Annotated in this window: 23 protein-coding genes; 14 read left to right on the top strand and 9 right to left on the bottom strand. The window is 62.9% G+C overall.

Annotated features, from left to right (window positions below; all coding sequences use genetic code 11):
* Positions 1-126: 126 nt before the first annotated feature.
* Entirely contained in the window at positions 127-603 is a 477-nt protein-coding gene (locus tag ACK2VC_RS08080; RefSeq protein WP_486733075.1) for a thermonuclease family protein, read from the bottom strand.
* A gap of 150 nt (positions 604-753) precedes the next feature.
* Between ACK2VC_RS08080 and ACK2VC_RS08075 the strand changes: the two genes are divergently transcribed.
* Positions 754-1,494, top strand: coding sequence for a Mut7-C RNAse domain-containing protein (locus ACK2VC_RS08075; protein ID WP_486733074.1), 741 nt, complete (start codon positions 754-756; stop codon positions 1,492-1,494).
* A 120-nt stretch (positions 1,495-1,614) separates the two neighbouring features.
* Here the strand turns inward: ACK2VC_RS08075 and ACK2VC_RS08070 are convergent, their stop codons facing one another.
* Both ACK2VC_RS08070 and ACK2VC_RS08065 read right to left on the bottom strand, forming a co-directional pair.
* A complete protein-coding gene (locus ACK2VC_RS08070) occupies positions 1,615-1,935 on the bottom strand; it encodes a hypothetical protein (protein ID WP_486733073.1) in 321 nt (106 codons plus the stop codon).
* Positions 1,936-2,436: 501 nt separating this feature from the next.
* Positions 2,437-2,616 carry a DUF6979 family protein gene (locus ACK2VC_RS08065; protein ID WP_486733198.1) on the bottom strand — a complete coding sequence of 60 codons (180 nt, stop codon included), beginning with the start codon at positions 2,614-2,616 and terminating at the stop codon, positions 2,437-2,439.
* Between the two features lie 102 nt (positions 2,617-2,718).
* Between ACK2VC_RS08065 and ACK2VC_RS08060 the strand changes: the two genes are divergently transcribed.
* Entirely contained in the window at positions 2,719-3,333 is a 615-nt protein-coding gene (locus ACK2VC_RS08060) for an ATP-binding cassette domain-containing protein (protein WP_486733072.1), read from the top strand.
* 300 nt (positions 3,334-3,633) lie between these two features.
* Here the strand turns inward: ACK2VC_RS08060 and ACK2VC_RS08055 are convergent, their stop codons facing one another.
* Positions 3,634-4,515 carry a LysR family transcriptional regulator gene (locus ACK2VC_RS08055; protein WP_486733071.1) on the bottom strand — a complete coding sequence of 294 codons (882 nt, stop codon included), beginning with the start codon at positions 4,513-4,515 and terminating at the stop codon, positions 3,634-3,636.
* 112 nt (positions 4,516-4,627) lie between these two features.
* Between ACK2VC_RS08055 and ACK2VC_RS08050 the strand changes: the two genes are divergently transcribed.
* The 3 genes from ACK2VC_RS08050 (at position 4,628) to ACK2VC_RS08040 (ending at position 6,119) form a co-directional block, all read left to right on the top strand.
* Complete coding sequence (locus tag ACK2VC_RS08050) at positions 4,628-5,308, top strand: Bax inhibitor-1/YccA family protein (protein ID WP_486733070.1); 681 nt, start codon at positions 4,628-4,630, stop codon at positions 5,306-5,308.
* Positions 5,309-5,324: 16 nt separating this feature from the next.
* A complete protein-coding gene (locus ACK2VC_RS08045) occupies positions 5,325-5,597 on the top strand; it encodes a TFIIB-type zinc ribbon-containing protein (RefSeq protein WP_486733069.1) in 273 nt (90 codons plus the stop codon).
* 84 nt (positions 5,598-5,681) lie between these two features.
* Positions 5,682-6,119, top strand: a complete 438-nt coding sequence (locus tag ACK2VC_RS08040; RefSeq protein WP_486733068.1) for an ABC transporter substrate-binding protein — start codon at positions 5,682-5,684, stop codon at positions 6,117-6,119.
* A gap of 282 nt (positions 6,120-6,401) precedes the next feature.
* On the opposite strand, the gene ACK2VC_RS08035 is transcribed toward ACK2VC_RS08040, so the two are convergent.
* Together ACK2VC_RS08035 and ACK2VC_RS08030 are read right to left on the bottom strand one after the other, a co-directional pair.
* Positions 6,402-8,174, bottom strand: a complete 1,773-nt coding sequence (locus ACK2VC_RS08035; protein WP_486733197.1) for an EAL domain-containing protein — start codon at positions 8,172-8,174, stop codon at positions 6,402-6,404.
* 2 nt (positions 8,175-8,176) lie between these two features.
* Positions 8,177-10,903: an MASE4 domain-containing protein gene (locus ACK2VC_RS08030; protein WP_486733067.1), complete on the bottom strand. Its 2,727-nt coding sequence runs from the start codon at positions 10,901-10,903 to the stop codon at positions 8,177-8,179.
* Positions 10,904-11,246: 343 nt separating this feature from the next.
* Between ACK2VC_RS08030 and ACK2VC_RS08025 the strand changes: the two genes are divergently transcribed.
* Together ACK2VC_RS08025 and ACK2VC_RS08020 are read left to right on the top strand one after the other, a co-directional pair.
* Complete coding sequence (locus ACK2VC_RS08025) at positions 11,247-11,861, top strand: ANTAR domain-containing response regulator (protein ID WP_486733066.1); 615 nt, start codon at positions 11,247-11,249, stop codon at positions 11,859-11,861.
* Between the two features lie 41 nt (positions 11,862-11,902).
* Complete coding sequence (locus tag ACK2VC_RS08020) at positions 11,903-12,112, top strand: hypothetical protein (protein WP_486733065.1); 210 nt, start codon at positions 11,903-11,905, stop codon at positions 12,110-12,112.
* 44 nt (positions 12,113-12,156) lie between these two features.
* Here ACK2VC_RS08020 and glmS read toward each other — a convergent pair whose 3' ends face one another.
* Positions 12,157-13,974, bottom strand: a complete 1,818-nt coding sequence (glmS, locus tag ACK2VC_RS08015) for a glutamine--fructose-6-phosphate transaminase (isomerizing) (RefSeq protein ID WP_486733064.1) — start codon at positions 13,972-13,974, stop codon at positions 12,157-12,159.
* A 156-nt stretch (positions 13,975-14,130) separates the two neighbouring features.
* On the opposite strand from glmS, the gene ACK2VC_RS08010 reads away from it, so the two are divergent.
* Both ACK2VC_RS08010 and ACK2VC_RS08005 read left to right on the top strand, forming a co-directional pair.
* Positions 14,131-14,604 carry an Lrp/AsnC family transcriptional regulator gene (locus ACK2VC_RS08010; protein WP_486733063.1) on the top strand — a complete coding sequence of 158 codons (474 nt, stop codon included), beginning with the start codon at positions 14,131-14,133 and terminating at the stop codon, positions 14,602-14,604.
* 433 nt (positions 14,605-15,037) lie between these two features.
* Positions 15,038-15,793: a class II aldolase/adducin family protein gene (locus ACK2VC_RS08005; protein WP_486733062.1), complete on the top strand. Its 756-nt coding sequence runs from the start codon at positions 15,038-15,040 to the stop codon at positions 15,791-15,793.
* Positions 15,794-15,820: 27 nt separating this feature from the next.
* On the opposite strand, the gene glmU is transcribed toward ACK2VC_RS08005, so the two are convergent.
* Positions 15,821-17,188, bottom strand: a complete 1,368-nt coding sequence (gene glmU / locus ACK2VC_RS08000) for a bifunctional UDP-N-acetylglucosamine diphosphorylase/glucosamine-1-phosphate N-acetyltransferase GlmU (RefSeq protein ID WP_486733061.1) — start codon at positions 17,186-17,188, stop codon at positions 15,821-15,823.
* A 75-nt stretch (positions 17,189-17,263) separates the two neighbouring features.
* Positions 17,264-19,075 (bottom strand): DUF6600 domain-containing protein, encoded by a 1,812-nt coding sequence (locus tag ACK2VC_RS07995; protein ID WP_486733060.1) that lies wholly within the window; start codon positions 19,073-19,075, stop codon positions 17,264-17,266.
* A gap of 317 nt (positions 19,076-19,392) precedes the next feature.
* Between ACK2VC_RS07995 and ACK2VC_RS07990 the strand changes: the two genes are divergently transcribed.
* The 5 genes from ACK2VC_RS07990 to ACK2VC_RS07970 all read left to right on the top strand — a co-directional run bounded on the left by ACK2VC_RS07990 (position 19,393) and on the right by ACK2VC_RS07970 (position 23,861).
* Complete coding sequence (locus tag ACK2VC_RS07990; protein WP_486733059.1) at positions 19,393-19,818, top strand: hypothetical protein; 426 nt, start codon at positions 19,393-19,395, stop codon at positions 19,816-19,818.
* A gap of 22 nt (positions 19,819-19,840) precedes the next feature.
* The gene (locus ACK2VC_RS07985) at positions 19,841-20,497 is read left to right on the top strand and encodes a response regulator (protein WP_486733058.1); all 657 of its coding nucleotides are present in this window, start codon (positions 19,841-19,843) and stop codon (positions 20,495-20,497) included.
* The gene (locus ACK2VC_RS07980; RefSeq protein WP_486733057.1) at positions 20,494-22,362 is read left to right on the top strand and encodes a sensor histidine kinase; all 1,869 of its coding nucleotides are present in this window, start codon (positions 20,494-20,496) and stop codon (positions 22,360-22,362) included. The genes ACK2VC_RS07985 and ACK2VC_RS07980 overlap by 4 nt, the downstream gene beginning before the upstream one ends.
* Before the next feature lie 89 nt (positions 22,363-22,451).
* Positions 22,452-23,087: a ricin-type beta-trefoil lectin domain protein gene (locus tag ACK2VC_RS07975; RefSeq protein WP_486733056.1), complete on the top strand. Its 636-nt coding sequence runs from the start codon at positions 22,452-22,454 to the stop codon at positions 23,085-23,087.
* A gap of 3 nt (positions 23,088-23,090) precedes the next feature.
* On the top strand, positions 23,091-23,861 hold the full coding sequence (locus tag ACK2VC_RS07970; protein WP_486733055.1) for a hypothetical protein: 771 nt from the start codon (positions 23,091-23,093) through the stop codon (positions 23,859-23,861).
* Positions 23,862-23,882: the final 21 nt, after the last annotated feature.

The raw sequence follows: 23,882 nt of genomic DNA, 5'->3' as shown, positions 1-23,882 counted from the left end.
AGGCGCTGCTGGCGCGCATGCCCAATACACTTGTTCCGACTGCCGGATCGGGTAGAAATTCCAATCCAATGCCCTGGGTCAAGACCAGGTGTGCGACCCGTGCGGAGGGGTAGCCCCCGATATCCATCATCTGCGCGGCAGCCTATCCAGCGGGGTTCCCCAAACGCCGATTCCCTTCGATTGCGCGATGCGCTCCATCGCGGAATATTCGAACGGCGCATCCGGCAGCGCGACCGCCCATCCTTGCTGCAGCATCCAGATGCTCAAGTCTTCGTTTCCCGTCCGGCAATCTGCCGTGATGCTGCCATCGGGATTCGTCGCCCTCGGCACGCAATGTACGAAATCGCCGCTGATCTTGAAATCCAGGGCCAGGACAGCCCTTGGCCCGCACGGCGCGGGACGGATGAACGTGTAACAGGCCTGCTCAGTTGGCGGAATGTAAATGCCATAGAGGCGAACCAGATAACCGGCAACCTTTAGCGAACCATCCGGCTGCACGAAAGCGTAGCTGGAAATTTCCGACCCCGCGATCGCCGATGGCACGGCTGCCATAGTGAGCGATGCCGCCAACCAGAAACCCAGGCAATGTTTGCCGCGCGTCATGTTGCACCTTGCGCCGCCGGTATAGGCAAAGGAAGACGAAGTCGATGTTACATCCGTATTCGCGCTTCATGCGGCGCGCGGTGCCCAGCCGGGCCAAACGAATTGCAACCGGCTGGCGCAGTGCGCAGCGACCGATGCCATACTGGCGCGATGGTCACGGCAATATTTCGTTTCTACGAAGAGTTGAACGATTTCCTGGCGCCGATGCGGCGTGGGCACGAGTTCGACTGTCGTTGCGCGCAGGCGGCGACGGTCAAGCACATGATCGAAGCGCTTGGCGTGCCGCACACTGAAGTCGAACTGGTGCTGGTCAACGGCGAATCGTCCGGCTTCGGGCGGTTGCTAAGGGATGGCGACCGCGTCGCGGTCTACCCCAGGTTCGAGGTGTTCGATGTCAGCCCGCTGTTGCGCCTGCGCGAGCGGCCGCTGCGCATCATGCGCTTCATCGCCGATGCCCATCTCGGCGGCTTGGCGCGCCTGTTGCGCATGGCGGGTTTCGACACGCTGTACGACAACAACTTTGGTGACGACGAAATCGAAGCTATCGCGCAGCAGGGCCGCATCGTGCTCACCCGCGACCGTGAATTGCTGAAGCGCCGCTCGATCACGCACGGGTGCTACCTGCACACGCAAAAGCCAGCGCAGCAACTGCGCGAGATTTTCGAACGTCTCGACCTGGCGCGCAGCGTGCGGCCATTCACTCTGTGCCTGTATTGCAACGCGCCGTTGCGGGCGATCGACAGGGCGCTCGTGCTGCAGCGCATTCCGCCCAGGGCAGGTGCGATCTATGAACGTTTCAGCACCTGCGACGTGTGCCAGCGCGTGTTCTGGGAAGGTTCGCACTGGCAGCGGATGCGGGAGTTGCTCGAGAAAAGCATGCCGGGCGCGTAGCCCCGACCCGATAAAGATCCAAAAAAGGTGCGCATGCCTTCCGGCGGCACGATCCAGCGGCTGCGAAGCGCGCTAACCATCGCGGAACGGAACGGCCGTGGTAACCGCATGGTGTCGGTACTACTTCCCGGATTTGATCGGCTCGGGCACCATCGGCGATGGCCCCCAGAGTTCCAGCCTGATGTTGGTGGCAAAGCTGCGTATTTCCATTTGCATCGATTGCCAGGCATTGTCCTCGGCGAAGCGGGACCAGTCGCTGAGCGACTGCCAAGTGGTACAGGTGCGAATCATTGGCGTGCCGGCAAGGACATTCCGATTTGCACGAAACTCTACCATTCCAGGTTGCTTGGTCATGGTTCCGATGGCTTTCTTGACCCATTCGCCATACGCTTTCATGTCAACGTTCGGCAATAGGTCATAGTAGAGATTGGCTTCGATCATATTTCCCTCCAAAGGTGGGTAGGCGGTGTGTTGCAGCGTTCGGCTGCTTCCACCTTAGACGGAGTGGCCTGGCAGGATTTGCGCGCGCTCAAGGGCGCGTAGGGCGCCACGCAAGCCAGAGCGTAGTTGACGGCTGCCGGTTCGTTGTGATCACGCTTGCCAGCAAGTTAATCATATATCTACCGGCGCTAGCCATCCGTCTTGATCCAGCCGAACACGGTGGTCAAGATGGAGACCTGCCAGGGCTCCAAACAAGTTGATCTCTCGAGCTGCGTTCGCTTGGCGTGTGGCTGGCGGTGGATCAATGCGCATAGGTTGTCGGCGGGATGGAAATTGCGGCCCAACTTGCCTGGCAGCTTCGGATTGAAACGGTAAGGAACATAATTGGCAATTGTCATCTATGCGTTATGCCCTTTTTGCTTCCGCCGCGGCTCGCACGGCACCGTAACTCATCGGGAGTACCCGCCAGCGCGGGATTGGTCTGTAGCAGGCGCAACGCTTCTATCGCATACCGCTCTTATTGTCCACCGAGTTTGTATGCTTGTCCGGCTGAATACCGACGATGCAACCAGCTTCGGCAAGCCCGAGGAGGGGCGCCTTCTGGCATGCTTTATTCTGGTTTTCCAAGCTGTCCGGAAAGACACTGATCGCAGCAGAACGCCAGGCGTCTGGCGGCTCCACGCCATGCAAAGACAGCGCTGTCGCCTTCAATGCGGTGTGCCGTATTTGTTGTGCTGGTACGAGATCTGGCCGCGCGCCGCATTCATGCGTATACTTCCCGGCATGCTACGCATCGACAATCTCAGCAAGCGCTATGGCGACCATCGTATATTCCAGGAGCTGACTTATACGTTCCCGCCTGGGTGTGTGGCGCTGTGCGAAGAAGACAGCACCGGCAAATCCAGCTTGCTGGGCATCATCGCGGGCGTGATCGCGCCGGATGGGGGAGACGTCTGGATCGACGGGTATTCGCTCATCCAAACGCCGCTGAAAGCCAAGGCCCGCATGGCGTATGTGCCCGACAATTGCCTAGCGTTTCCCATGCATACGGGACGTGAATTGCTCGAGCAAGTCGCCTCCGAAAAGAACACAACGCTCGACGTTGGCGTGCTCGATCTGGCATACAAACTGGGGCTGGAACCGCATCTGGATAAGCGCTTCGAACAGATGTCGACGGGTGCGCGCCGCAAGGTCTTCCTGACGGCCGCCGCCTTGGGTGAACCGGCCGTCATCATCGCGGACGGCCCCAGCAACGGGCTAGACGCGCGGGCTCGCGCCGTGCTGGCCGAACAATTCAAGATCTGGTCCCGAGATCGCGTCGTGCTGTTCGCCAGTCACGACCCCGAACTGGTGCAGGCCTGCGGAGCAAGTGCAATCAATGTTGCCGCACTGCGCTAAGCGTGGCGCTGCTTTAGTGTGAGTGCGACACCAAGTCCGGGCTTTTACAGCGGAGATACCGAGAGTTCAATTTAGGGTAGCTGGTAAGTGTCCATTACAGCGCAACAGGGTGCTTACCGGCCAAGAGCGGCCTGTCAGCGCCTTATCGCTCCGGCTGCTTCTGATCTTGGATTCATGGCTCGGTTCTTTTAGCCTTGCAGGGCAATCAACATCCGTGCGTGCGGCTATTACATTCAGATTTTCGTTTGGCAATTGATACGGCGACGACGGGTCCGTATGTTGCCAAGTAAGGCAAACCCACTATGTCAATTTCAACAGTTGCTGCACTAGTGGATGCAGCACTTTGCGCTCCGTGCTGATGGCATAGTAGTGCTCTTGCACGCCTTCGCATGCGCCAATCAGCCTGACCTGGCTGCGTTTGAACAAGTCGTCCTTAGCCGCGACCGCAGCCGTAAAGACGCCCAGCCCCGTCGCCCCGAAAGTCTCCAGCAGTGCGCTGTCTTCAAATTCGCCCGCGACCCGCGGGTGCAGTCCTTGCTGGGCCAGCCATCTGTCGATGTGGCTGCGCACCATCGAGTGCGAGGTCGGCAGCAACACTGGCACGTCCTGCAGTGACGCCGGAAACCCTTTGTGCGCCAACGCCCACCAATGCGGCGATCCATACCAGCCCATTTCCGAGGTGCCCAAGGGGTGGCTGTGCACCTTCAAGCGTGGATTGAATGGCGCGGGATGGTCGGTCAACACCACATCGAGCTTGTGCACGATCAGGTCAGCCAGCAGATCGGCCATCTCGCCCTCATCGCATACCAGGCGCAGGTCGGTTACCTTGAGCACCGGCTGCAAAAGCCGCTGGACCTCTAGCTTGGGCAGTCCGTCGGCAATACCCACGGCCAGCCGTACCGAGGGCTTTTGGGTCGCAGCACGCACCTGTGCGGGCAGAGCTTCGCCCAGTTGGAAGATCTGCTCTGCCTGCTGCAGCGCAGCGACCCCCGCTTCAGTGAGCGCCAAGCCGCGCCCGGCGGGCTTGAGCAGCTGACAGCCCAGGTCCCGCTCCAGTTCGTGTACCTGGGTACTCACGGTTTGCACCGCGATATCCAGTCGCGCCGCGGCACGCACCATGCCGCCTTCCTTGGCCACGACCCAGAAGTAATAGAGGTGCCGGTAGTTGAAGGCCATGCTCATATTCAGTATTTACGGAAATTAAACTCATCTATTGTCTTCTTTTTTAGATGGATAGAAAACCTTATCGTATCGAGGTCGGGGTGCACACCCTTAACCTTAACGAAAGAAAAGCATGAACCAACCCCTTGCTCATTCGACCAGTGCCGTTCGCCTTGGCTGGGGCGCCACCCTTGCCACGCACAAGGTGCTGCGCAACACTTACGCGCTGTTGTCCCTGACGCTGCTGTTTAGTGCCGGCGTGGCGGCAGCGGCTGTGGCGTTGCGCCTGCCCGCTCCCGGGCTCATTTTTACCTTGGCCGGCTACTTCGGGCTGCTGTTTCTCATTCACAAGGTGCAAAACCGCGCGGCGGCAATACCGGCGGTGTTCGCGCTGACCGGCTTCATGGGCTACACCTTGGGGCCGCTGCTGTCGGCCCACCTGGCGATGCCCGGCGGCGCGCAGACCATCACGCTGGCGCTTGGGGCGACGGGCGCCACCTTCCTGGCCCTGTCTGGCTGGGTGCTGGCGACCCGGCGCGACTTCAGTTTCATGGGCGGATTCCTGTTTGCCGGCATGGTGATTGCGGTGCTGGCGGGTCTGGCGGCCATGTTCTTCGAGATGCCCGCGCTGGCACTGGCGGTTTCGGCCATGGTGGCGCTGTTGTCGGCCGGCCTGATCCTGTTCGAGACGAGCCGTATCGTCAACGGCGGCGAAACCAATTACGTCATGGCCACCGTCAGCCTGTTCGTCTCGCTGTTCAACCTCTTCACCAGCCTGCTGAGCCTGTTCGGATTCGGCAGTAGCAACGATTAATTAAAAGGGAAAATACATGAAATGTCCTCATTGCAATGACATCACCCTGGTCATGAGCGAACGCCAAGGCGTCGAAATCGACTACTGCCCACAGTGCCGTGGGGTGTGGCTGGACCGTGGCGAGCTGGACAAGCTCGTTGAGAAAAGCGTTGCGGTAGCAGCGGCGTCTCTACCCACGTATCAAGAGCAGCGGGGGCGGGCCGACTTCGCGGATTCCGCTCACTATCACCACCAATCCGGCTATGGCAAGCGCAAGCAGAAATCATGGCTTAGCGAAATTTTCGACTGACAGTGGCGACTTTGCCACCGTAGCACCACGCCGCGGCACACGGCTGACCCGCTTTGATAAATTATTTTTACTTTAGGAAACTCTGTGAACATTTCTTTTCGCACCACCGCTACCGTGATCGCTTTGACCATCGCTTCCCTGGCAGTCCCCTCGTTGGCTCACGCCAAACGCTTGGGCGGCAAACCCCGATCCGCCCCAGCCACCACCATGGGCAAAGCGCCGGCCGCTCCCGCAGCCTCCACCACTCCCGCCACCCCGGCAGCGGCCACTGCTGCTCCGGCGGCTGCCGCGGCACCCGCCGCCCGCGGGCCCGGCTTGATGGGCACCATGGGCGCCGCCGCGGTGGGCGCCGTCGCCGGCTCCATGGCGGGCAATGCCCTGGCCGGCGGCCTCTCTTCCGACAAGGACGCCAAGGCCAAGGAAGCCGAGGCTTTGGCCGCAGAGGCTGAAGCCAAAGAACTGCAACGCAAGGCCGATGAAGCCAAGGCAAGGGCTAATGCCGCCCGCGCAGCGGCAAAGTGAGCATATGGCCGCGCCATCCGTCTGGTCATTTGATTTCCAGGGGCCATGCACCACGCCAAACTTCCGCCGCCGGAGGTGACGGCTGAGAAGCAGAGGCTTGCGGGGGACTATCGAGTGAATTAAGCAGGTAGCTTGGAGAAAGACGACGGCCGTGGTGGTCTTCTTCTCTTCGGCATGCATTTGCATGAAGCCGGCACCCGAATGATCGTCGATGGCCACGTGCACCACCTTCCAGTCGGCCCCGCGACCGAGTCGCGGCCTAGCCGCTCGTTTTGTGAAGAATTACCCTGATGTCGTGTCGTTACTGCTTTGTGCTTTGGTGTCCCCCTTGACGGTGCTGGCACCACGCGAATTGCTAGGCAACCGAACATCGGAATCCGGTAGGCTGCTCGGAATGGTCTTTACTGCTTCATAGGCCAGCGGAGAGTGTATGTGCATGCGCTCGGACATGGCCTGCATCAGTTTCGCCTCGACCACGGCGGGAATGATGGGCTTAACGAGGAATCCGTTGACATCGAGTGCCAATGCGGAGGCCGGCACCTCCGTTTGAGAGAACGATGTCAGCACCACGATGCGTGTGTCGGTTCTTGCCGCGGTCTTGCCGGTACGAATTTGCTGCACCAGTTGCAATCCGGTCATTCCCGGCATATTGAGGTCGGTAATGATCAAGTCGAATGGCCTTGTTCCGAGGAGGCCGATGGCAGATGGCGCGCTGTCGGCATCTGCGATATTCGTGTAACCCAGGCCCCGGAGAACCTGAAGGACGATGCTGCGCGCGAGAGCATCATCCGCGACGACGAGAACCTTGATGTCATTCGACTTCCTGATCGCCTCCCGTTCCGCCGGTGGAAGAATCGACGCACTCTTGCGCTTGTAGTTCGAGACAAACTCGTGGAATGCCGGCACGTCCATCGGCTGAGCGATGAAATACCCCTGCGCCGTATCGCAGCCGACTGCTGCCAGACCATCCCAGTCTTCCTGGGTTTCCACTCCTTCGGCGACACTCTTCACCATCAACTTGTGCGCCATATCGATGCTCGACTCGACCACGATGCGTAACGCCTTGTTATCGGCGAAACCCTTGACGAATGACTGGTCAATCTTCAATTCGCCGAACGCAATGCGCGTCAACTGTTGCAGATTGGAGGAACCCGTTCCGTAGTCGTCGATGGAAAGCACGAATCCATTCATGCAGAGGCGAGCCAGATTTTCCAGTGCGGGGGCAACATTGGTCATGGCCGCGGATTCGGTAATCTCCAGTATCACGTATTGCGGCTCTATTCCCGCCGCGCGCACCATCTGGGTGATCTTGTCCGCCAGTGCGGTATCGTCCAGGGAAACCAGGGACAGGTTAACTGAGATCGTCACCAAATGGCCCTTGTCATGAACGGAACGGAGCGCAGCAGCCGATTTGCCTAAAATGCAATATGTCAGGTCGTCCATATTCGCCGTCTTTTCGAGCAGCGGGATGAATGCGGAAGGCCCGATCACTCCATGCGCCGGATGCCGCCACCGCGCCAATGCTTCCGCCCCGACGATCCGCCCTGTCCTCATGTCGACCTTGGGTTGCAAGAATGGCACAAATTGATCGGCGCGGATCCCCTGCAAAATTTCATCGAGCGAAAACTCCAGCAGTGCGTGTTGCTGCGCCGCGCCGGTTAGCGCTTTCTCTTTCAGTTTCAGCAAATGCGCCTTTAAATTCGACGACAAAATAGGCTTTTCGATGACGCCCAAGAGTCGAATTCCATACAGCTCGGTCATCCTTCCGACCGACGAAAGCAACTTTCCGTCCAGGGCGCTGACGAGAATGACTGCAATGCCGCGATGCTCCTCGCCGAGATGCCTAAGAAACTCCATGCCATCCATTTCGGGCATGTTCAAATCGCAGAGCGCGATATCCACCCACTGCGAGTCCATGTCGCGAAGAATGTCGAGCGCCTGCCGGCCGTTGCTGGCGCTGAAGACCGCCTGAACGCCCAGCGAATTGAGGATATCCAGGATGATATTGCGCTGGAAATCATCGTCTTCGATCACCAGCACGCTCAAATTCGTCATATTCACCGTGCGATCTCCTTGTCTCTCGGTCCCGCGAGTTGCCTCTTCAGGCGCTTAAGCGCTTCGTCCAATGCCGTGCGGCTGTCATCCGCCTTTGCCATGTCGCCGTTTCGTGCCGCCTGTTCGATGATCTCGCAAGCCTTGGCGAGAGAATTCGCCCCGACCATGCGGCAGGAACCCTTCATCCGATGCGCCGTATCCTCCGTCCCCGTACGATCTCCCTGTGCCAAGGCCTCTGCCAACTTCAGGCAGTCCGCCTGGATATGCGCGAGAAAATCCTCCAAGACCTTGTTCTGGGTAATGGCATCGGCAACAATCATGTCGAGCACCGAATAATCGAGCTCGCCTTGCCCGCGCGATGCGGCAACCGGCAGCAGCCACTTGGCCAGCACGATTTTGAGTTGCGCTAGGTTGGCGGGCTTGACCAGCAGTTCGTCCATACCCGCCGCCTTGCAGCGGACCGATTCCTCCGCCAGCGCATTGGCCGTCCAGGCAATGATCGGCGTGCGCGGGAGCCGCCCCTCCGCTTCAAGCCTGCGCACGCCCCTGGACAACTCGTAGCCGTCCATCTCCGGCATGTGGCAGTCGGTAATGACGAGCGCAAATCCGCCTTCCCGCCACTTCGAGAGCGCATCACGTCCGTTCTCCGCGGTTTCGGCGCGCAAACCCAGCAGCCGGATCTGCTTGGCCAGCAGGTCACGATTGATCGGGTGGTCGTCTACCGCAAGCAGCAGCGGGGCAGTCGTATTGTCGTTGAACAAGGGTTCGACCTCGCGCTGCCGCACTTCCAGGTGCAGGTGCTGGTCCTGCATCTCCTCGCCTGGCGCGCCGGAAACTGGCAGCGTCAGCGTGATGCTGAAAATGGCGCCTTGCCCGGGCTCGCTTTGCAGGCCGATCTCCCCACCCAGAAAATATGCCAGGCGCCGGCAGATCGCCAGACCCAATCCGGTCCCGCCGTACATTCTCGCCGTCTCAGCGCTCTCCTGCCGATAACGTTGAAACAAGTGTTCTTGGACGTCAGTGGGGATGCCCGGCCCCGAGTCCTTCACGGAAAACCGTATTTGGTCGCCACTGTCGAGTCGCTTGAGCAGCTCGGCTCGCAGTTCCACTTCCCCGGATTGCGTGAATTTGATCGCATTGCTGACGAAATTGTTCAGTACCTGGGAGAGGCGCAACGGGTCGACGATGTAGGCTTGATTGAGGCGCACATCGCTATGCTGCCAAAGCGTCAGCGACTTTGCGCTGGCCACCCGCGAATAGGTGTTGACGACTTCTTGCAGCAGGTTCGGGATCGACGTGGACCGGGGTGCCAGCTCCAGCTTGCCCTCTTCGATCTTCGACCAGTCGAGAATGTCGCCGACAATACGCAACAGCCCCCTGCCAGAGTCCCAGGCAGCATCCAGCGTCCCCCGCTGCTCGGCATCAAGCCGCGACATCGACAGCAGTTCGAGCATACCCAGCATGCCCGCCAACGGCGTTCGTATCTCGTGGCTCATGGTGGCTAGGAACGCGGACTTCGCGCGATTCGCCTGCTCGGCATTGGCGCGCGCCTGATCCAACTTGCCGATGAGGGAATTGCGGTCGCGGAGATCACGCAGCGTCCCAATGAACTGCCTTTCCCCCCCATCGAGCGGAACCTCGCTGATCGACAGTTCCAGTGGAATGAGTTCTCCGTTCTTGTGCTGCCCAACCATCTCGCGAGCCGTGCCAATGATGCGAGCTTCGCGGGTGTGCAAATAACGCTGCAGATATCCGTCATGCTCGCTTCGCTGTGGTTCGGGCATGAGCATCGATACGTTGCACCCCTGCACATCGTAGATCGAATAACCGAGCACACGCTCGAGCGCCGGGTTGGCGGAACAGATCATCCCGTTGGCGTCGATCGTGACGATCGCATCACTGAGATGGTTCAGATAGGCCCGTTCCCGCGCGCTGATCGACGCAAGCTGGGTATGGAGCCTGCCGTTCTCTAGCAGCAATGCGATCAGCACGAAGTTCGCGGCTAGTAGGCCATAGACGCGCCCCATGTACCAGCCGACGTCGTAGCGGCCATGATTGAATACTGCAGCCAGTGCGACATCGAATATCCAGATACACATGATGACCATCAGCCACATGTCGAGCAGCGAATGTGGTTTGCGCCACCACAGTAGCGCCAGTGCCGCCAGGCTAAACGACCAGCTGGCGACGGCGACGACAATCTTGGTGTCTGCGTCCATGTTGCCGTTCATGACCTGCGGCAGTAACCAGGCGCCGCTCGTGGCCAGCCACAAGAAAGCGAAGGCTAGGGCCAACATCATGACTAGCGCTACACATGCCATCCGCACCAGCGGGATGCGTTGCTCGACCGGTGTCGCCGTTGAGCCTTTCAAAAACGCATAGGCGATGACGAATAGCGGGAAGGTTCCATGCCAGAAAAAATATAGCCAGGCGGTGGTTTGCGGCCCGGCGTTCAGCAAGCCTGAAGGCGTGAACAAGCCGGGAAAGCTCAAGGCATGAAAGATCGCCATCACGGCATTGAAAAAATAGCCGCAAGCGATGACGAACAGGCCGCGCGAGCGCAGGATGTCATACTGCCCCAGGAGGAGGATGAACGTAATGATGTCGCCGATGATGACGGCGGTCTGATAGGCAGGAAGGAAAGCCGCGATTGGCGCAAGCGGCTCTTGGGCAAACGGGGCGGCGCTCAGGAATACCATTGCTGACATCAGCACGATGGCGAGGGCCATGCGTTGTTCATGCCTCTCAGGCCGCACCGTTGATAGGAAGGGAGAAACAGCCTGCGTCGGGTCTCTATGCGAGTTCGATGAGGAAGTAAAGCCGGGTGCCATCGCAACCTCCATACCAGGATACTGCTCCCCGGCACGAGGCTAGGGGAATGGGGGCGGAGGCTGGGCCCGGACTATGAACAAGTGATGCAATGGCCGCAATCGCAAATGCGCATGGCGGAACAATTGCCGGAATGACACAAGTATGTGATACCCATGAGGATTGTCAAGTATGATGGTCGACTATCGATATGAGATTTCCGTCACGTCAAACCATGAGGGGTAAACACTATAGGGCGAACATATGACAGCCCTGCGGTTGCTGTTGGTGGACGACGAACCGTTGATACGCACCACGTTCAAGCGTGGCCTGTGCGCCCGTGGCTATGACGTCACCACCGCCGACAGCGGGGAGGCGGCGCTGGCCAGCGCATCCACCACCCTGTTTGACTTGGCCATACTGGACATACGCATGCCCGACATGTCCGGCCTGGAACTCGGCCGCGTGCTGCGCGAACGGCATGGTTTGACCAGCATTTACGTCACAGCCATCGATGACGAAGCTTTCGTCGCCCAAGCGGTGCGGGAAGGGGCTCTCACCTATATCGTCAAGCCCATCGACATCACCCAATTGGTTCCGGCAGTCGAGACCGCTTGCGTACGTGGCCGGGAGATTCGCGCATTGATCGAGCAGAACACGCATCTCGATCGGGCGCTGGCTGACGGACGCCGCACCAGCGTGGCGGTCGGCATTCTGATGGAGCGGCACCGGCTGACAGAACAGCAGGCTTTCGAAAATCTGCGGGCGCAGGCGCGCAGGCAACGCCGCAAGCTCGAGGACCACTGCGGGGAGCTGATTGCATCCCTGGAGCTTGACATTGTGCCGATGCCTGCACACGACCCGGACAAACAGTTGTGAGGGTTTGATTGCACTCGTGGATATCGCCCAAGCTGGTCGAGATGCTCGGCGAGATCATCGAAGCAGCGATTGCCTTGGCAGGCACCGATTTCGGCAGCATCCAACTGCTTGATGACGGGGCCAAGCTCGGAATCGTCGCCCAACGCAACTTCCCGGCATGGTGGATCCCAGCCCCAAGCGTTATACGATGCCGCCAGTCGCAATGGCGTTTAACACCCGTCGCACTTCTGTCTTCTGATGTTTTCGTATGACAGATTTAATTCTTACGGATCAACCCGCCGCAAGAGCATACCCATCATTCGACGGTCACGCTCTTGGCCAGATTCCTCGGCTTATCGACATCGGTGCCGCGCGCCAGCGCGGTGTGATAGGCCAGCAACTGCAGCGGTACCACGTGCAGGATCGGCGACAGCATGCCGTAGTGTTCCGGCAGCCGGATCACGTGGATGCCGTCGCCGGAGGAAATGTGCGAATCGACGTCGGCGAACACATACAACTGGCCGCCGCGCGCGCGCACTTCCTGCATGTTGGATTTCAGCTTCTCGATCAGCGCGTCGTTCGGCGCGATGGTCACGACCGGCATTTCCTCGGTCACCAGCGCCAGCGGGCCGTGCTTCAACTCGCCGGCCGGGTAGGCTTCGGCGTGGATGTAGGAAATCTCCTTCAGTTTCAGCGCGCCTTCCAGCGCGATCGGGTAATGCATGCCGCGCCCGAGGAATAATGCATTTTCCTTGCGCGCGAATTCTTCGGCCCAGGCGATGATCTGCGGCTCCAGCGCCAGCACCGCGCCGACCGCGACCGGCAGATGGCGCAGCGCTTTCAGTTGCTCGGCTTCCTGTTCGTCGTTCAGGTGCCCGCGCACTTGCGCCAGCGCCAGCGTCACCAGGAACAGCGCGGTCAGTTGCGTGGTGAAGGCCTTGGTCGAGGCGACGCCGACTTCGATGCCGGCGCGCGTGATCAGCGCCAGCACGCATTCGCGCACCATGGCGCTGGTGGCGACATTGCAGATGGTGAGAGTATTGGCCATGCCTTGTGCGCGCGCGTGCTTCAGCGCCGCCAGCGTATCGGCGGTTTCGCCGCTCTGCGAAATCGTCACTACCAGCGCGTTCGGATTCGGTACGCTGTCGCGGTAGCGGTATTCACTGGCGATTTCGACGCTGACCGGAATCTTCGCCAGCGACTCGATCCAATACTTGGCGGTCAGGCCGGCGTAATAGCTGGTGCCGCAGGCCAGGATCAGCACCGAGTCGGTCTGCTGGAAGATCTTGTAGGCGGCGTCGCCGAACAGTTCCGGCATGATCGCGGTCACGCCTTCCAGCGTGTCGCCGATCGCGCGCGGCTGCTCGAAAATTTCCTTTTGCATGTAGTGGCGGTAGGGACCGAGTTCGGCGGCGCCGCTGTGGGCGTGCACGGTGCGCACAGCGCGTTCGGCTGGGCGACCGTCGGCATCGACGATCCAGGTGCGCCGCAATTGCAGGTCGACCACGTCGCCTTCTTCCAGGAAGATGATCTGGTCGGTGGTGCCGGCCAGCGCCATCGCGTCGGAGGCGAGGAAGTTCTCGCCGTCGCCAACGCCGACGATCAAGGGCGAGCCTTGCCGCGCGCCGATCACGCGGTGCGGCTCGTCGCGGCAAAACACCGCGATCGCGTAAGCGCCGCGCAGCCGCTTGACCGCCTGCTGCACGGTCTCGAACAAATCGCCGCCGTACAGGTGGTCGATCAGATGCGCGATCACCTCAGTATCGGTCTGGCTTTCAAAGACATAGCCGGCGGCAGTCAGTTCGGCGCGCAGCTCGTCATGGTTTTCGATGATGCCGTTATGCACCAGCGCGATGCGGTCGCGCGAGAAATGCGGGTGCGCATTGTGCGAGACCGGTGCGCCATGCGTGGCCCAGCGAGTGTGGGCGATGCCGGTAAAGCCGGACAGGCCGGTTTGCTCGACCTGCGCTGCGAGGTCGGCCACGCGCGCGGTGCTGCGCGCCCGCTGCAGCCTGCCGTCGACGTGCAGCGCGATACCGCACGAATCGTAGCCGCGGTATTCAAGCCGCTGCAAGCCTTGCAGCAGGATGGGAGTGATGTTGCGTTGCGCTACCGCGCCGACGATGCCGCACATGAGGAGCCCTTGCTTTGCGTAGGAAAGATGGGCTTATGCTAGGCGATCCGACATGAAATTTTGTATCAATATTTTGATAAATTCGAAGAATGATTAAGATGTATCAGGCAAGTGATTTAAAATTTCAAAATTAAATCAAATTTGGATAATTAAATCATGGAAGTCGAGTTGCAACTGGACGACCTGGACAAACGCATCTTGCGCCAATTGCAAGCCGATGCGGCGCTGACCAATCAGGAACTGGCGCGCTGCGTGCATGCGTCGGCGCCGACTTGCCTGCGCCGGGTCAAGCGGCTGGTCGAGAGCGGCGTCATCGCGCGCCAGGTGGCGCTGTTGGCGCCGGACAAGGTCGGCGCCGGCCTGACCGCGATCGTCGAAATCACGCTCGATCATCAGGCGGAAGAAAAGCAGCAGCAGTTCGAGGCGCTGGCGACGCAGGAGGAGGCGGTGCAGCAATGCTACCGGGTCTCGCCCGGGCCGGACTTCGTGCTGGTGCTGCAGGTGGCGGACATGGCGGCCTACCACGCGCTGGCGCACCGGCTGTTCGCCACGCATGCCAACGTGCGCAATGTCCGCGCGTATTTTTCGACCTTCCGTTGCAAGTTCGAGACCCGCCTGCCGCTGCCGTGAGGGGCGAGGGCAGCCCTTCATGGTTTCCTACCCGGCTATATACTCCATGCTATATATATCAATTTCCGCCGTTAAATGGCCTGTTATGCAATATACTCCGCGTTTCAGGCCCTGCCGCGGTTGGCAGTTGAAACCGCACGCTTGTCCCAAGACCTCCTTTGTTGCCCCCCCGCGCAGGCCGGGGCCCCGTGGCGTGAAGGGGCCACGACGCTGGGTTCCCGCCTGCGCGGGAACGACACAAGCAAGGTTCAACAGATCACTGCGACATAGCCTTATTTTTGGCGGGGAGCTTTGCCTGCGCACGAAGATGCTACTCGGGAGGCAGCGGTTTTTCCGCTGGCGCTGCGATACCGCATCCCGAAAGGTCTCGGCGCGCGCTGCCGGCGAGTGTGGCAAGCTGTCACCATCATCCATTCCCTGACGGAGACAGAAGATGCAGATTCCCTCGCAGAAGGATCAGGTCAGTGTCGAAGAATGGCAGTTGCGGGTCGATCTCGCCGCCTGCTACCGGCTGGTGGCGCGCTACGGCTGGAGCGACCTGGTGTTCACCCACATCAGCGCCCGTATCCCGGGGCCGGAACATCATTTCCTGATCAATCCGTACGGCCTGATGTTCGACGAAATCACCGCCTCGTCGCTGGTGAAGGTCGACCGGCAATGCAACAAGCTGACCGAGTCGCCGTTTCCGGTCAATCCGGCCGGCTTCACGATCCATAGCGCGGTGCACGAGGCGCGCGACGACGTGCAGTGCGTGATTCACACCCACACCCGCGCCGGGGTGGCTGTCAGCGCGCAGCGCGACGGCATCCTGCCGATTTCGCAGCAATCGACCTTCGTGCTTGGTTCGCTCGCGTATCACGATTACGAAGGGGTGGCGTTTCGCGAAGAGGAAAAGCCGCGCCTGCAAGCCGATCTTGGCCGCGCCAATTTCCTGGTGCTGCGTAACCACGGCTTGCTGGTGGCCGGCAAGACCATCGCCGATGCCTTTCTTTCGATGTACGTGTTCGAATCGGCCTGCCAGATCCAGATCGCCGCGCAGGCCGGCGGAGAACTGGTGGCGGTCGACCCGCGCATCCTTAACGGCGTGGCGGAATCGATGCGGGTGCAGACCGGTGGACTGGGCGGCGCCTTCGTCTGGCCGGCGCTGATCAGGAAGCTGGATCGGGAAGACCAAAGCTACAAATCCTGAGCGCCGGCGCTGGTTGCCGCCGCGCGCCTATTTTTTTTGCTTCTGTGGCCGCCGCCAGTTCTCGAGCGTGATTTGCTTGCTGCGCGAAATGGTCAGCTTGCCGTCCGGCGCATCGGCGGTCAGCGTGGTGCCGGCGCCCAGAGTCGCGCCCTTGCCGACCCGCACCGGCGCCACCAGTTGGGTGTCGCTGCCGATGAAGGCGTCGTCCTCGATCACGGTGCGGAATTTGTTGGCGCCGTCGTAGTTGCAGGTGATGGTGCCGGCGCCGATGTTGACGCGCGCGCCGACCGTGGCGTCGCCGACATAGGCCAGGTGGTTGGCCTTGCTGCCGGCGGCGATCTGGCTGTTCTTGATTTCGACGAAATTGCCGACGTGGACCTCCTCGGCCAGCACGGTGCCGGGCCGCAGCCGCGCATACGGGCCGATCTGGGCGGCGGCGCCAACGGCGGCGCCTTCGATGTGGCAGAACGGCTTGACCATCGCGCCGGCGCCGATTTGCGCATCCTTGATCACGCAGTGCGCGCCGATAGTCGCGCCATCGGCCAGCGTCACCTCGCCTTCGAAGACGCAGCCGACGTCGATCGTCACGTCGCGCCCGCAGGTCAGTTTGCCGCGCACGTCGATCCTGGCCGGGTCGAGCAGCGTCACGCCCCGCTCCAGCAGCGCGTCGGCGATGTTGCGCTGGTGGATGCGCTCCAGCTCGGCCAGTTGCACCTTGCTGTTGACGCCCAGCGTTTCCCAGGCGGCGTCCGGCTGCGCCGACACCACCGGCACACCATCGGCCACCGCGCGGGCGACGATGTCGGTCAGGTAGTACTCGCGCTGGGCATTGTCGTTCGAGAGCGTCGCCAGCCAATGCTTCAGCTTCGCGGTTGGCGCTACCAGGATGCCGGTATTGATTTCGCGGATCGCACACTCGGCCTCGCTGGCATCCTTTTGTTCGACGATGCGCCGAATCGAACCGCCTGCGCCGTCCGCGCGCACGATGCGGCCGTAGCCGTGCGGATCATCCAGCTCGACCGTCAAGATCGCCAGCTTGTCGCCGCCGGCGGCAGCCAGCAGCCGCTGCAGCGTGGCGGGCTGGGTGAGCGGCACGTCGCCGTACAGCACCAGGGTCGGTACACCATCCTCCAGGTGCGGCAGCGCCTGCAGCACCGCATGGCCGGTGCCAAGTTGCGGTTCCTGTTTGGCAAAGCGCAGATCGGGCGCGGCCAGCGTGGTCGGCACCGCTTCGCCGCCATGGCCGTAGATCACGCACAGGGTGGTTGGCGCCAGCGTCCGCGCACTGTCGATCACGTGGCCAAGCAGGGGTTTGCCGGCCAGTGGATGAAGAACCTTGGGCAGCGCCGACTGCATGCGCTTGCCTATGCCGGCGGCCAGGATGACGACGTTCATGGGAGAGGATAAGGATGGGAAACGGACAAAAATTCTATCATGCACCGCCGCGGCAGCCGGCGTTGGCGCAGGCGCTCAGCGATTGCCTGACGTGTCGCCGCGTGCCGGCCGCTCGCCTTCGCGGCTCCGATTCTCGAACTGCCGTGGCCGCCCCGTATCGGCCGGCGTCGCGCGCTCGAAGCGCTGGCCCTGTCCCACTGGGGGCGGCAGCGCCAGTCCGGCGCGGCCCGGTGCAGAGCGCTGTTCGGGCTGCGGCGAGGACGGCGCCGGCGGCTGTTCCGGGTGCGGGCGCGGCGCGATCCGCATCGGCGCACGTTGCTCGGGCGCGGCCGGCGCCAGCGGTGCGTTCTGCGGTGCGCGCAGCGGTTGCGTCCGCGGCGCGGCTTCGCGGCGCTGCTCGAACGGTTGGGGCGCCGACCCGAAGCGTTGCACGGGCGGTACGGTCGGCTCCGGCGAGCGCATCGGCGCTGGTGCGGCCAGCGGGGCGGGCACCGGTGGCTCCCGCCGCTGCTCGGGGATGGCGCGCGGCGTGACAGCCAGCGGCGGACGGGCCAGCGTGGCCGGCATCGTCGCCGACAGCGGCGCGCTGCCCAGTTGCTGCGGCGCGCCGACCAGCGCCGGTGCCCGGCCAACGGCGATGCTGCGCCGCTGCTCGAAGCGCTCGTGCGGGATCACGGTGACTGCGTTGTGTTCCAGCCGCTCGCGATAAATCGCCTGGAAATCCGGCCGGCTGCCGCGGCCGGTGTAGGGCTCATTCAGGCGCCGCGTATAGGCTGGCGAGGCCGCATAGCCGGGGCGGAAATCTTGATGCGGCGCGAGCGGGAACCAGCCGACCGCGGGCGCGCTGCCAACCGAAAACCGGGCATTCCAGTTGTCGCTGCCGACCCAGCCGACCAACGCCGGCGCCCACACCGGCCGCGCCACCACGCGCCCCGGCACCCAGCACCAGCGCTGCCGGAACCAGGCCCAGCGGCCGTAGTGAAACGGTGCATAGCCCCAGGGCGCGGTATCAATCCAGGTCCAGCCCCACGGCTCGATCCAGGTCCAGCGGCCATCGCGGTAGGGGGCCCAATCGGCCGGCAGGTTTTGCGGAATCCAGACGGCGCCATAGTCGTCGCTGATGCTCCAGGCGCCGTACTGGTCGAGGACTTCATAGCCGGTCAGTTCCGGCGACACGTAGCGCGCCGAAACCGACTGGTCGTCGCGCTGGTCGCGTGCCAGGCTCCATTGGTCGAAATCGTCATGCGTGGCGGCGCCGACCTGCACCTGGCCGTCCGCCAGGAGCGCGCGCTGGCCGGCTGCCAGCATCAGTGTGGAGGAGAAGACGCCGCTGTCAACGCGCGCTGCGCCAGAAAACAGGTTGACGATGGTGGTGCCGGGTGGGCGTCCGGCGTCGGCGCGCAGTTGCGATGGCGCGCTCAGCATCAATCGTCCCTGGGCCGTGCTCAGCTCGAAACCCGCAGCCAAGTCCGGATTTTTAACGCGCGCGTTCAGGCCGCCTTGCAACAGCCGCAGGCGCAGGATCTGATCGTCCAGTTCGGCGATTTCGAGTTCGGAACCGGCATCCAGCCGCAGGGCGGTCGAGCCGACGCGCAATTCGGCGCGCGCGCCGGGGCCGGTGCGAATGACGTTGCCGGAAGTCAGCGGCCAGTTCGGCAACGCCGGCGCCGACTCGGCGTCGTAAGTGGTGCGAAATTCAACCTCGCCTTGCAGGTAGGCGATGCTGCCGACGCGCGCCGGCGGGTCGGCCAGCGCGACACTCCCGGTCAGAACCAGGCCGAACAGCAGCAACAGCTTGAGGCAGGCGGTTTTCAACAGCGCGATGCCGGTGCGCTCCGGACTCAGGAGCGACAGCGTGCGGTGCCCGGATTCCTTGAATGCTTTCATCGCGTCTTCTCAAGAAGCCAGCAATGGATTCACTATACATTTTTTAGTGCCACGGCATTATCAGCAAAATGCCTTCGTCAGGCAGCGCGGCAACCGTGCCAGGCGTCAAATTCCGGTTAGGCAAGAAAGTGTTGCCGAGCCCGGATTGACGTTGCCGAGACGGACTCGCGCATCCCGGCGACAAATAAAACGGTGTTTACTTGCGTAGTCGATGACTGGGCCACTGCTGTCTGCGTGGCAATGAGCAAATCTTTCCCAATTTGACAACTTCCGCTAGAATCCGCGCCATCCATTCACTCCCCTCAGGCGCTCCCGACATGAACCGTCCTCCCCCTCATGGCGCGATCTGGATGTTCGGTGTTGCCCTGTGTGCGACTCTATCCGGCACGGTAGAGGCACAGATCCAGCCCTTGAGTGTGCTGGCGACGCGTGGAGGCCCACTGGAAACCGGTACGTACGCTTGCCGCCAGCAATACAACCAGGCCGGCTATACCTACAAGGTGATCGAGTTCAACAGCCCCACCCGCTACCATTGGGTGCATGGCGGCAAGTCGCCGGGCGCGATGCAGGCCGATAGCCGCAGCGGCAAGATCGCGTTTAGCTCCGGCAAGCTGGCCAACGGCTTCGAGGCTTACTACGGCAAACGTTCTGATGGCGCGCCGCTGGTGATCCTGGTCGACACTGACCTGGCGCCCAAGGCCGACGCCTACGATTACTGCACCCGCCGCACCGACCAGCAGTAGCCAACGGCCAGCCGACATGACGATGATCAGCACGACCGTCGTTCTGGTGGAAGACAACCAGTTGCATGCGCGCCGCTTTCGCGACAACATCGCTGCCGACGATTCGCTGCGGCTGCTGCGCGAGTTCAGCAGCGGCGCGCAGGCAATCGCCGAGATGGCGGCGCTGCGCCCGGATGTGGCACTGGTCGATATCCACCTGCCTGATGTCAGCGGCTTCGAAGTGATCCGCCATATCCGTGTGGTGTCGCCGCATACCGCGATCATGGTGGTGTCGGTGTTCGGTGGCGAGCGCAATCTGGTGGAGGCGATCGAAGCCGGCGCCACCGGCTATCTGCTCAAAGACAGCAGCGCGCATGACTTCAACCGCAGCATTCATGCGTTGTGTGCCGGCGAATCGCCGATCAGCCCCTCGCTGGCACGCCATCTGCTGGCGCGCCTGCAGCCGTCACGCTCCGCCCAACCGGCGGCGTCTTCGCCGCCGTCGCCGCTCTCCCCGCGCGAAACCGAAGTGCTGGAGATGATCGTCGGCGGGCAAAGCCTGGCCGAGATCGGCGCCGCGATGTATATCTCGCCGCTGACGGTCAAGTCGCATGTGCAGAACATCTACCGCAAGCTGGAGGCGCGCTCGCGCCAGCAGGCGATCCAGCGCGCGCGCCAGCGCGGGCTGCTGACGCCATGAGCGGCTGGCGGCGCTGGAGCCTGGTGCTGCCGGTCGCCGCCTTGGCCCTGGCGTTGGCATTGTGGGGCGGGTGGCCCGGGCCGCTGCCGCCGGGCGTGCTGGTGCTGGACGCTGCCAGCTTTGCCAAGTCCGATGCGCCGGCGCCACCCGACGCCGGGCCGCTGTGGGCGCCGCGCAAGCTGCCGGACGACTGGCGCCGCAGCCTGCCCGGCCAGCATGGCTATGGCTGGTATCGCCTCACGTTCGACCTCGAGGTGGCGCCGGCCGACAGCTGGGGCGTGTACCTTAGCCAGGTGTCGACCACCTACCAGCTCTTCGTCAACGGCATCGAGGTCGGCAGCGGCGGCGGCATGAGCGGCGAAATCCGCCGCCTCGCCGGCCGCCCGCAGTTCGATCCGGTGGCGGCGCACATCCTGCACTCCGGGCGCAACGAACTGCTGCTGCGGCTGCGTGTGGCCTCCAATCTGCGCGGCGGCCTCGGCCCGCTAACGCTCGGTCCGCGGCAGGCGGTGGAGGGCATCTATGAGCGCGCCGAATTGCTGCGCGTGGCGCTGCCGCGCGCCGTCAATCTGGCGCTGCTGTTCACCGGCCTGCTGGTGGGCTTGCTGTGGCTGCGGCGGCGACGGGAAGCGCTATATGGCTATTTCGCCGGGCTGGCGGTGCTCTGGTCCCTGCGCAATTTTCACTATACCTTCGCGCCGGCCGGCCTGCCGTCGCTGCTTTGGGAGTCGTTCGTGCTCGGCAGCCTGGGTGTTGTGCTGCTGCTGTTGTGGCGCTTCATGCTGCGCTTCACCGACCAGCGGATGCCGCGTTCGGAGCGCGCGCTGAGTTGGTGTTTCGGCCTGGCGCCGCTGCTGTTCCCGCTGCTGGGTGAGCAGCGCCTGAGCCAGATCCGCATCGGCTGGTATCTGGCCTGCGCCGGCCTCGGCGTGTTGGCGATTGCGGCCCTAGTCCGATATTTGCGCACACCCGCCGGCCGCGCCCGCCGCGGCGCCTGGCTGATTCTCGGCGCCATGTGCATGACCCTGTTGCTGGGACTGACCGACCTTGCCGTCAGTGCCGGCCTGCTGCCGTTCGGACCGGCGGCACGCATGGCCTTCGGCGCGCCGCTGCTGCTGACGGCGCTGGTGGTGGCGGTGGCCGAAAACTATTTCGATACCTTCGCCCAGGTGCGCCGGCTGAATGCCGAACTCGAGCAGCGCGTGCTGGAGCGTACGCAGGCGCTGCAACAGGCGCAGGGCGAGATGGAAGCGCTGGCGCGCGCACACGCGGTGAGCCAGGAGCGCGAGCGGCTGATGCGCGACATGCACGACGGCGTCGGCTCGCAATTGATGACCACCTTGGCCGCGGTCGAGCGCGACGAACTCGCCAGTCCGGCGGTGGCGGCGCTGCTGCGCGACTGCATCGCCGACCTGCGGCTGGTGATCGACTCGCTGGAACCCGACCAGCGCTCGCTGCAGTTGGCGCTGGCCAATCTGCGCTACCGCCTGGAGCCGCAATTGCAGGCTGCCGGCATCGGCATGCAATGGGCCGTGCCGGTCGCCGCGGCGCCGGCGTGGCCGCCGGGCACCGTGCTGCAGGTGCTGCGCATCGTCCAGGAAGCCCTGGTCAACGCGATCCGGCATGCGGGCGCGCGCCAGTTGCGGGTGGCCATGTTCGAGCGCGGCGGCGCCTTGCAGGTCGAGGTCGGCGATGACGGGCGCGGCCTGCCGCCAGCCGCGCTGAATGCCGCGCCCGGCGGTGCCCGGCGCGGCCTGGAGAATATGCGGCTGCGCGCCGCCGAGATCGGCGGCCGGCTGGCCGTGCGCTCCACGGATGCCGGGACCACGGTGGCGCTTAGCTTGCCGCTGCCGCCCGCCGCCTGAAAAAGGCGCCCAAATACTCCGAAAGGAGCATTTCGGGATGCGCCGCCCTGCCTATACTCGCTCCACCTGACCACCATCTCGGAGCCCACATGTCCACTTCTCTGTTCTTGCGCAGCCTCGCCGCCGCCGCCCTGGCGCTGACCAGCCTGGCGGCCGCGGCCAATAATGTCGCCTACATCTCGTCCGCCAGCGGCTATCTGCTGCACAACAGCGGCGGCAATGCGGTGACCGCCAATTGGCAGGGCCAGTCGCCACTGCAGGGTTTCTCCGGCTACGGCCCGATTCACTTGAACGGCCAATGCCTGAGCGGCAAGAGTGGCAACCAGCCGCTGCGCTGGGAAGGCTGCCGTAGCGGCGACAAGGCGCAGGTCTGGAAGCTCAGCGGCGGTCGGCTCAACAACGAACTCGGCTGGTGCGCCGACGTCGAAGGCGGTCGTGGCGGCGCCGGCGCCCGCGTGCTGGCCTGGAGCTGCCACGGCGGCGCCAATCAGCAATGGCGCTCGCACGCCAGCGTGTCGGCGCAGTCGCTGGCAAACAACATACGTGACAGCGCCGCGCGCAACGCCTTCCTCGAGTCGGTGCGCTCGGCGCCGGCGGGATCGGTGATCAGCCTGCAAACCGGACAGGTCGTGGCGGCCGGCGGCGCGAATGCCGTTGCCGGTGGCGGCGCTACCGTCGTCTCGGCCGGCGGCGGCAATGTGGTCGCGGCCGGCGGCCTGAACTAAGTGATGGGCGAGCGTCCATTGCGCCGGGCGGCGCTGGCGGCCCCGCTGCTGTTGCTGGCGTCGAGCGCGCTGGCAGTGCCGCTGACGCCAGCCAGCGGTGCGCTGACGGTCAGCGGCAGCATGGAAGGAATCGGCAGCTTCGAAATCCAGGCCACGCTGCAAGGCGGCAATTTCAAGGGTAACGCCAAGTTTGACATCGAAGGCGAAACGCTCAGTGCGGCCTTGCTGCCGAATCGCAGCTATCTTGAAAACGGCAAGTGCTACTTTCGCATCGATAGCGGCCGCGCCCGCGCCGAGCTGGGCGGGCCTTGCGACAGCAACAGCTTCAGCGGCCGCTTCGAGAGTTTCGTTCCCGGCCAGGGGGTGCGCGGCGGTGATTTCAAGGGCCAGGTGGTGCTGGCGGCGAAACCGGCCGTCGGCGCCAAGGCCGGCGGTACGCTGCCGGGCGGCAAGCTGACTTGCGCCTACAACGAGGCCATTCGCAGCTTCAAGCTGGGTGAAACCACGCAATACCAACTGCGCTTCAGCAACATGGTCAGCCTGACGCTGGCAGCCGACGGCACTTATCGCGCCGGCACCAAATCGAGCGGTCGTTTTGCGCATGAAGGAAATCAGATCCGCCTGACCTCAGGCACCTGGAGCGGCGCGGTCGGCACGCTGGAGCCGGATCGTTCCGGCCAGCCGGCAGTGGTGTTTTACATCGACCAGAACCGCCGGCCGGATGGCGTGCATATCGTCGATCCATTTACCACGCGCTGCACCAGTCCACGCTGACCCGCACCGGAGCCACCTATC

The sequence above is a fragment of the Herbaspirillum sp. WTB6 genome, from assembly GCF_057457785.1.
This window is presented reverse-complemented; position numbering and strand designations above follow the sequence as displayed.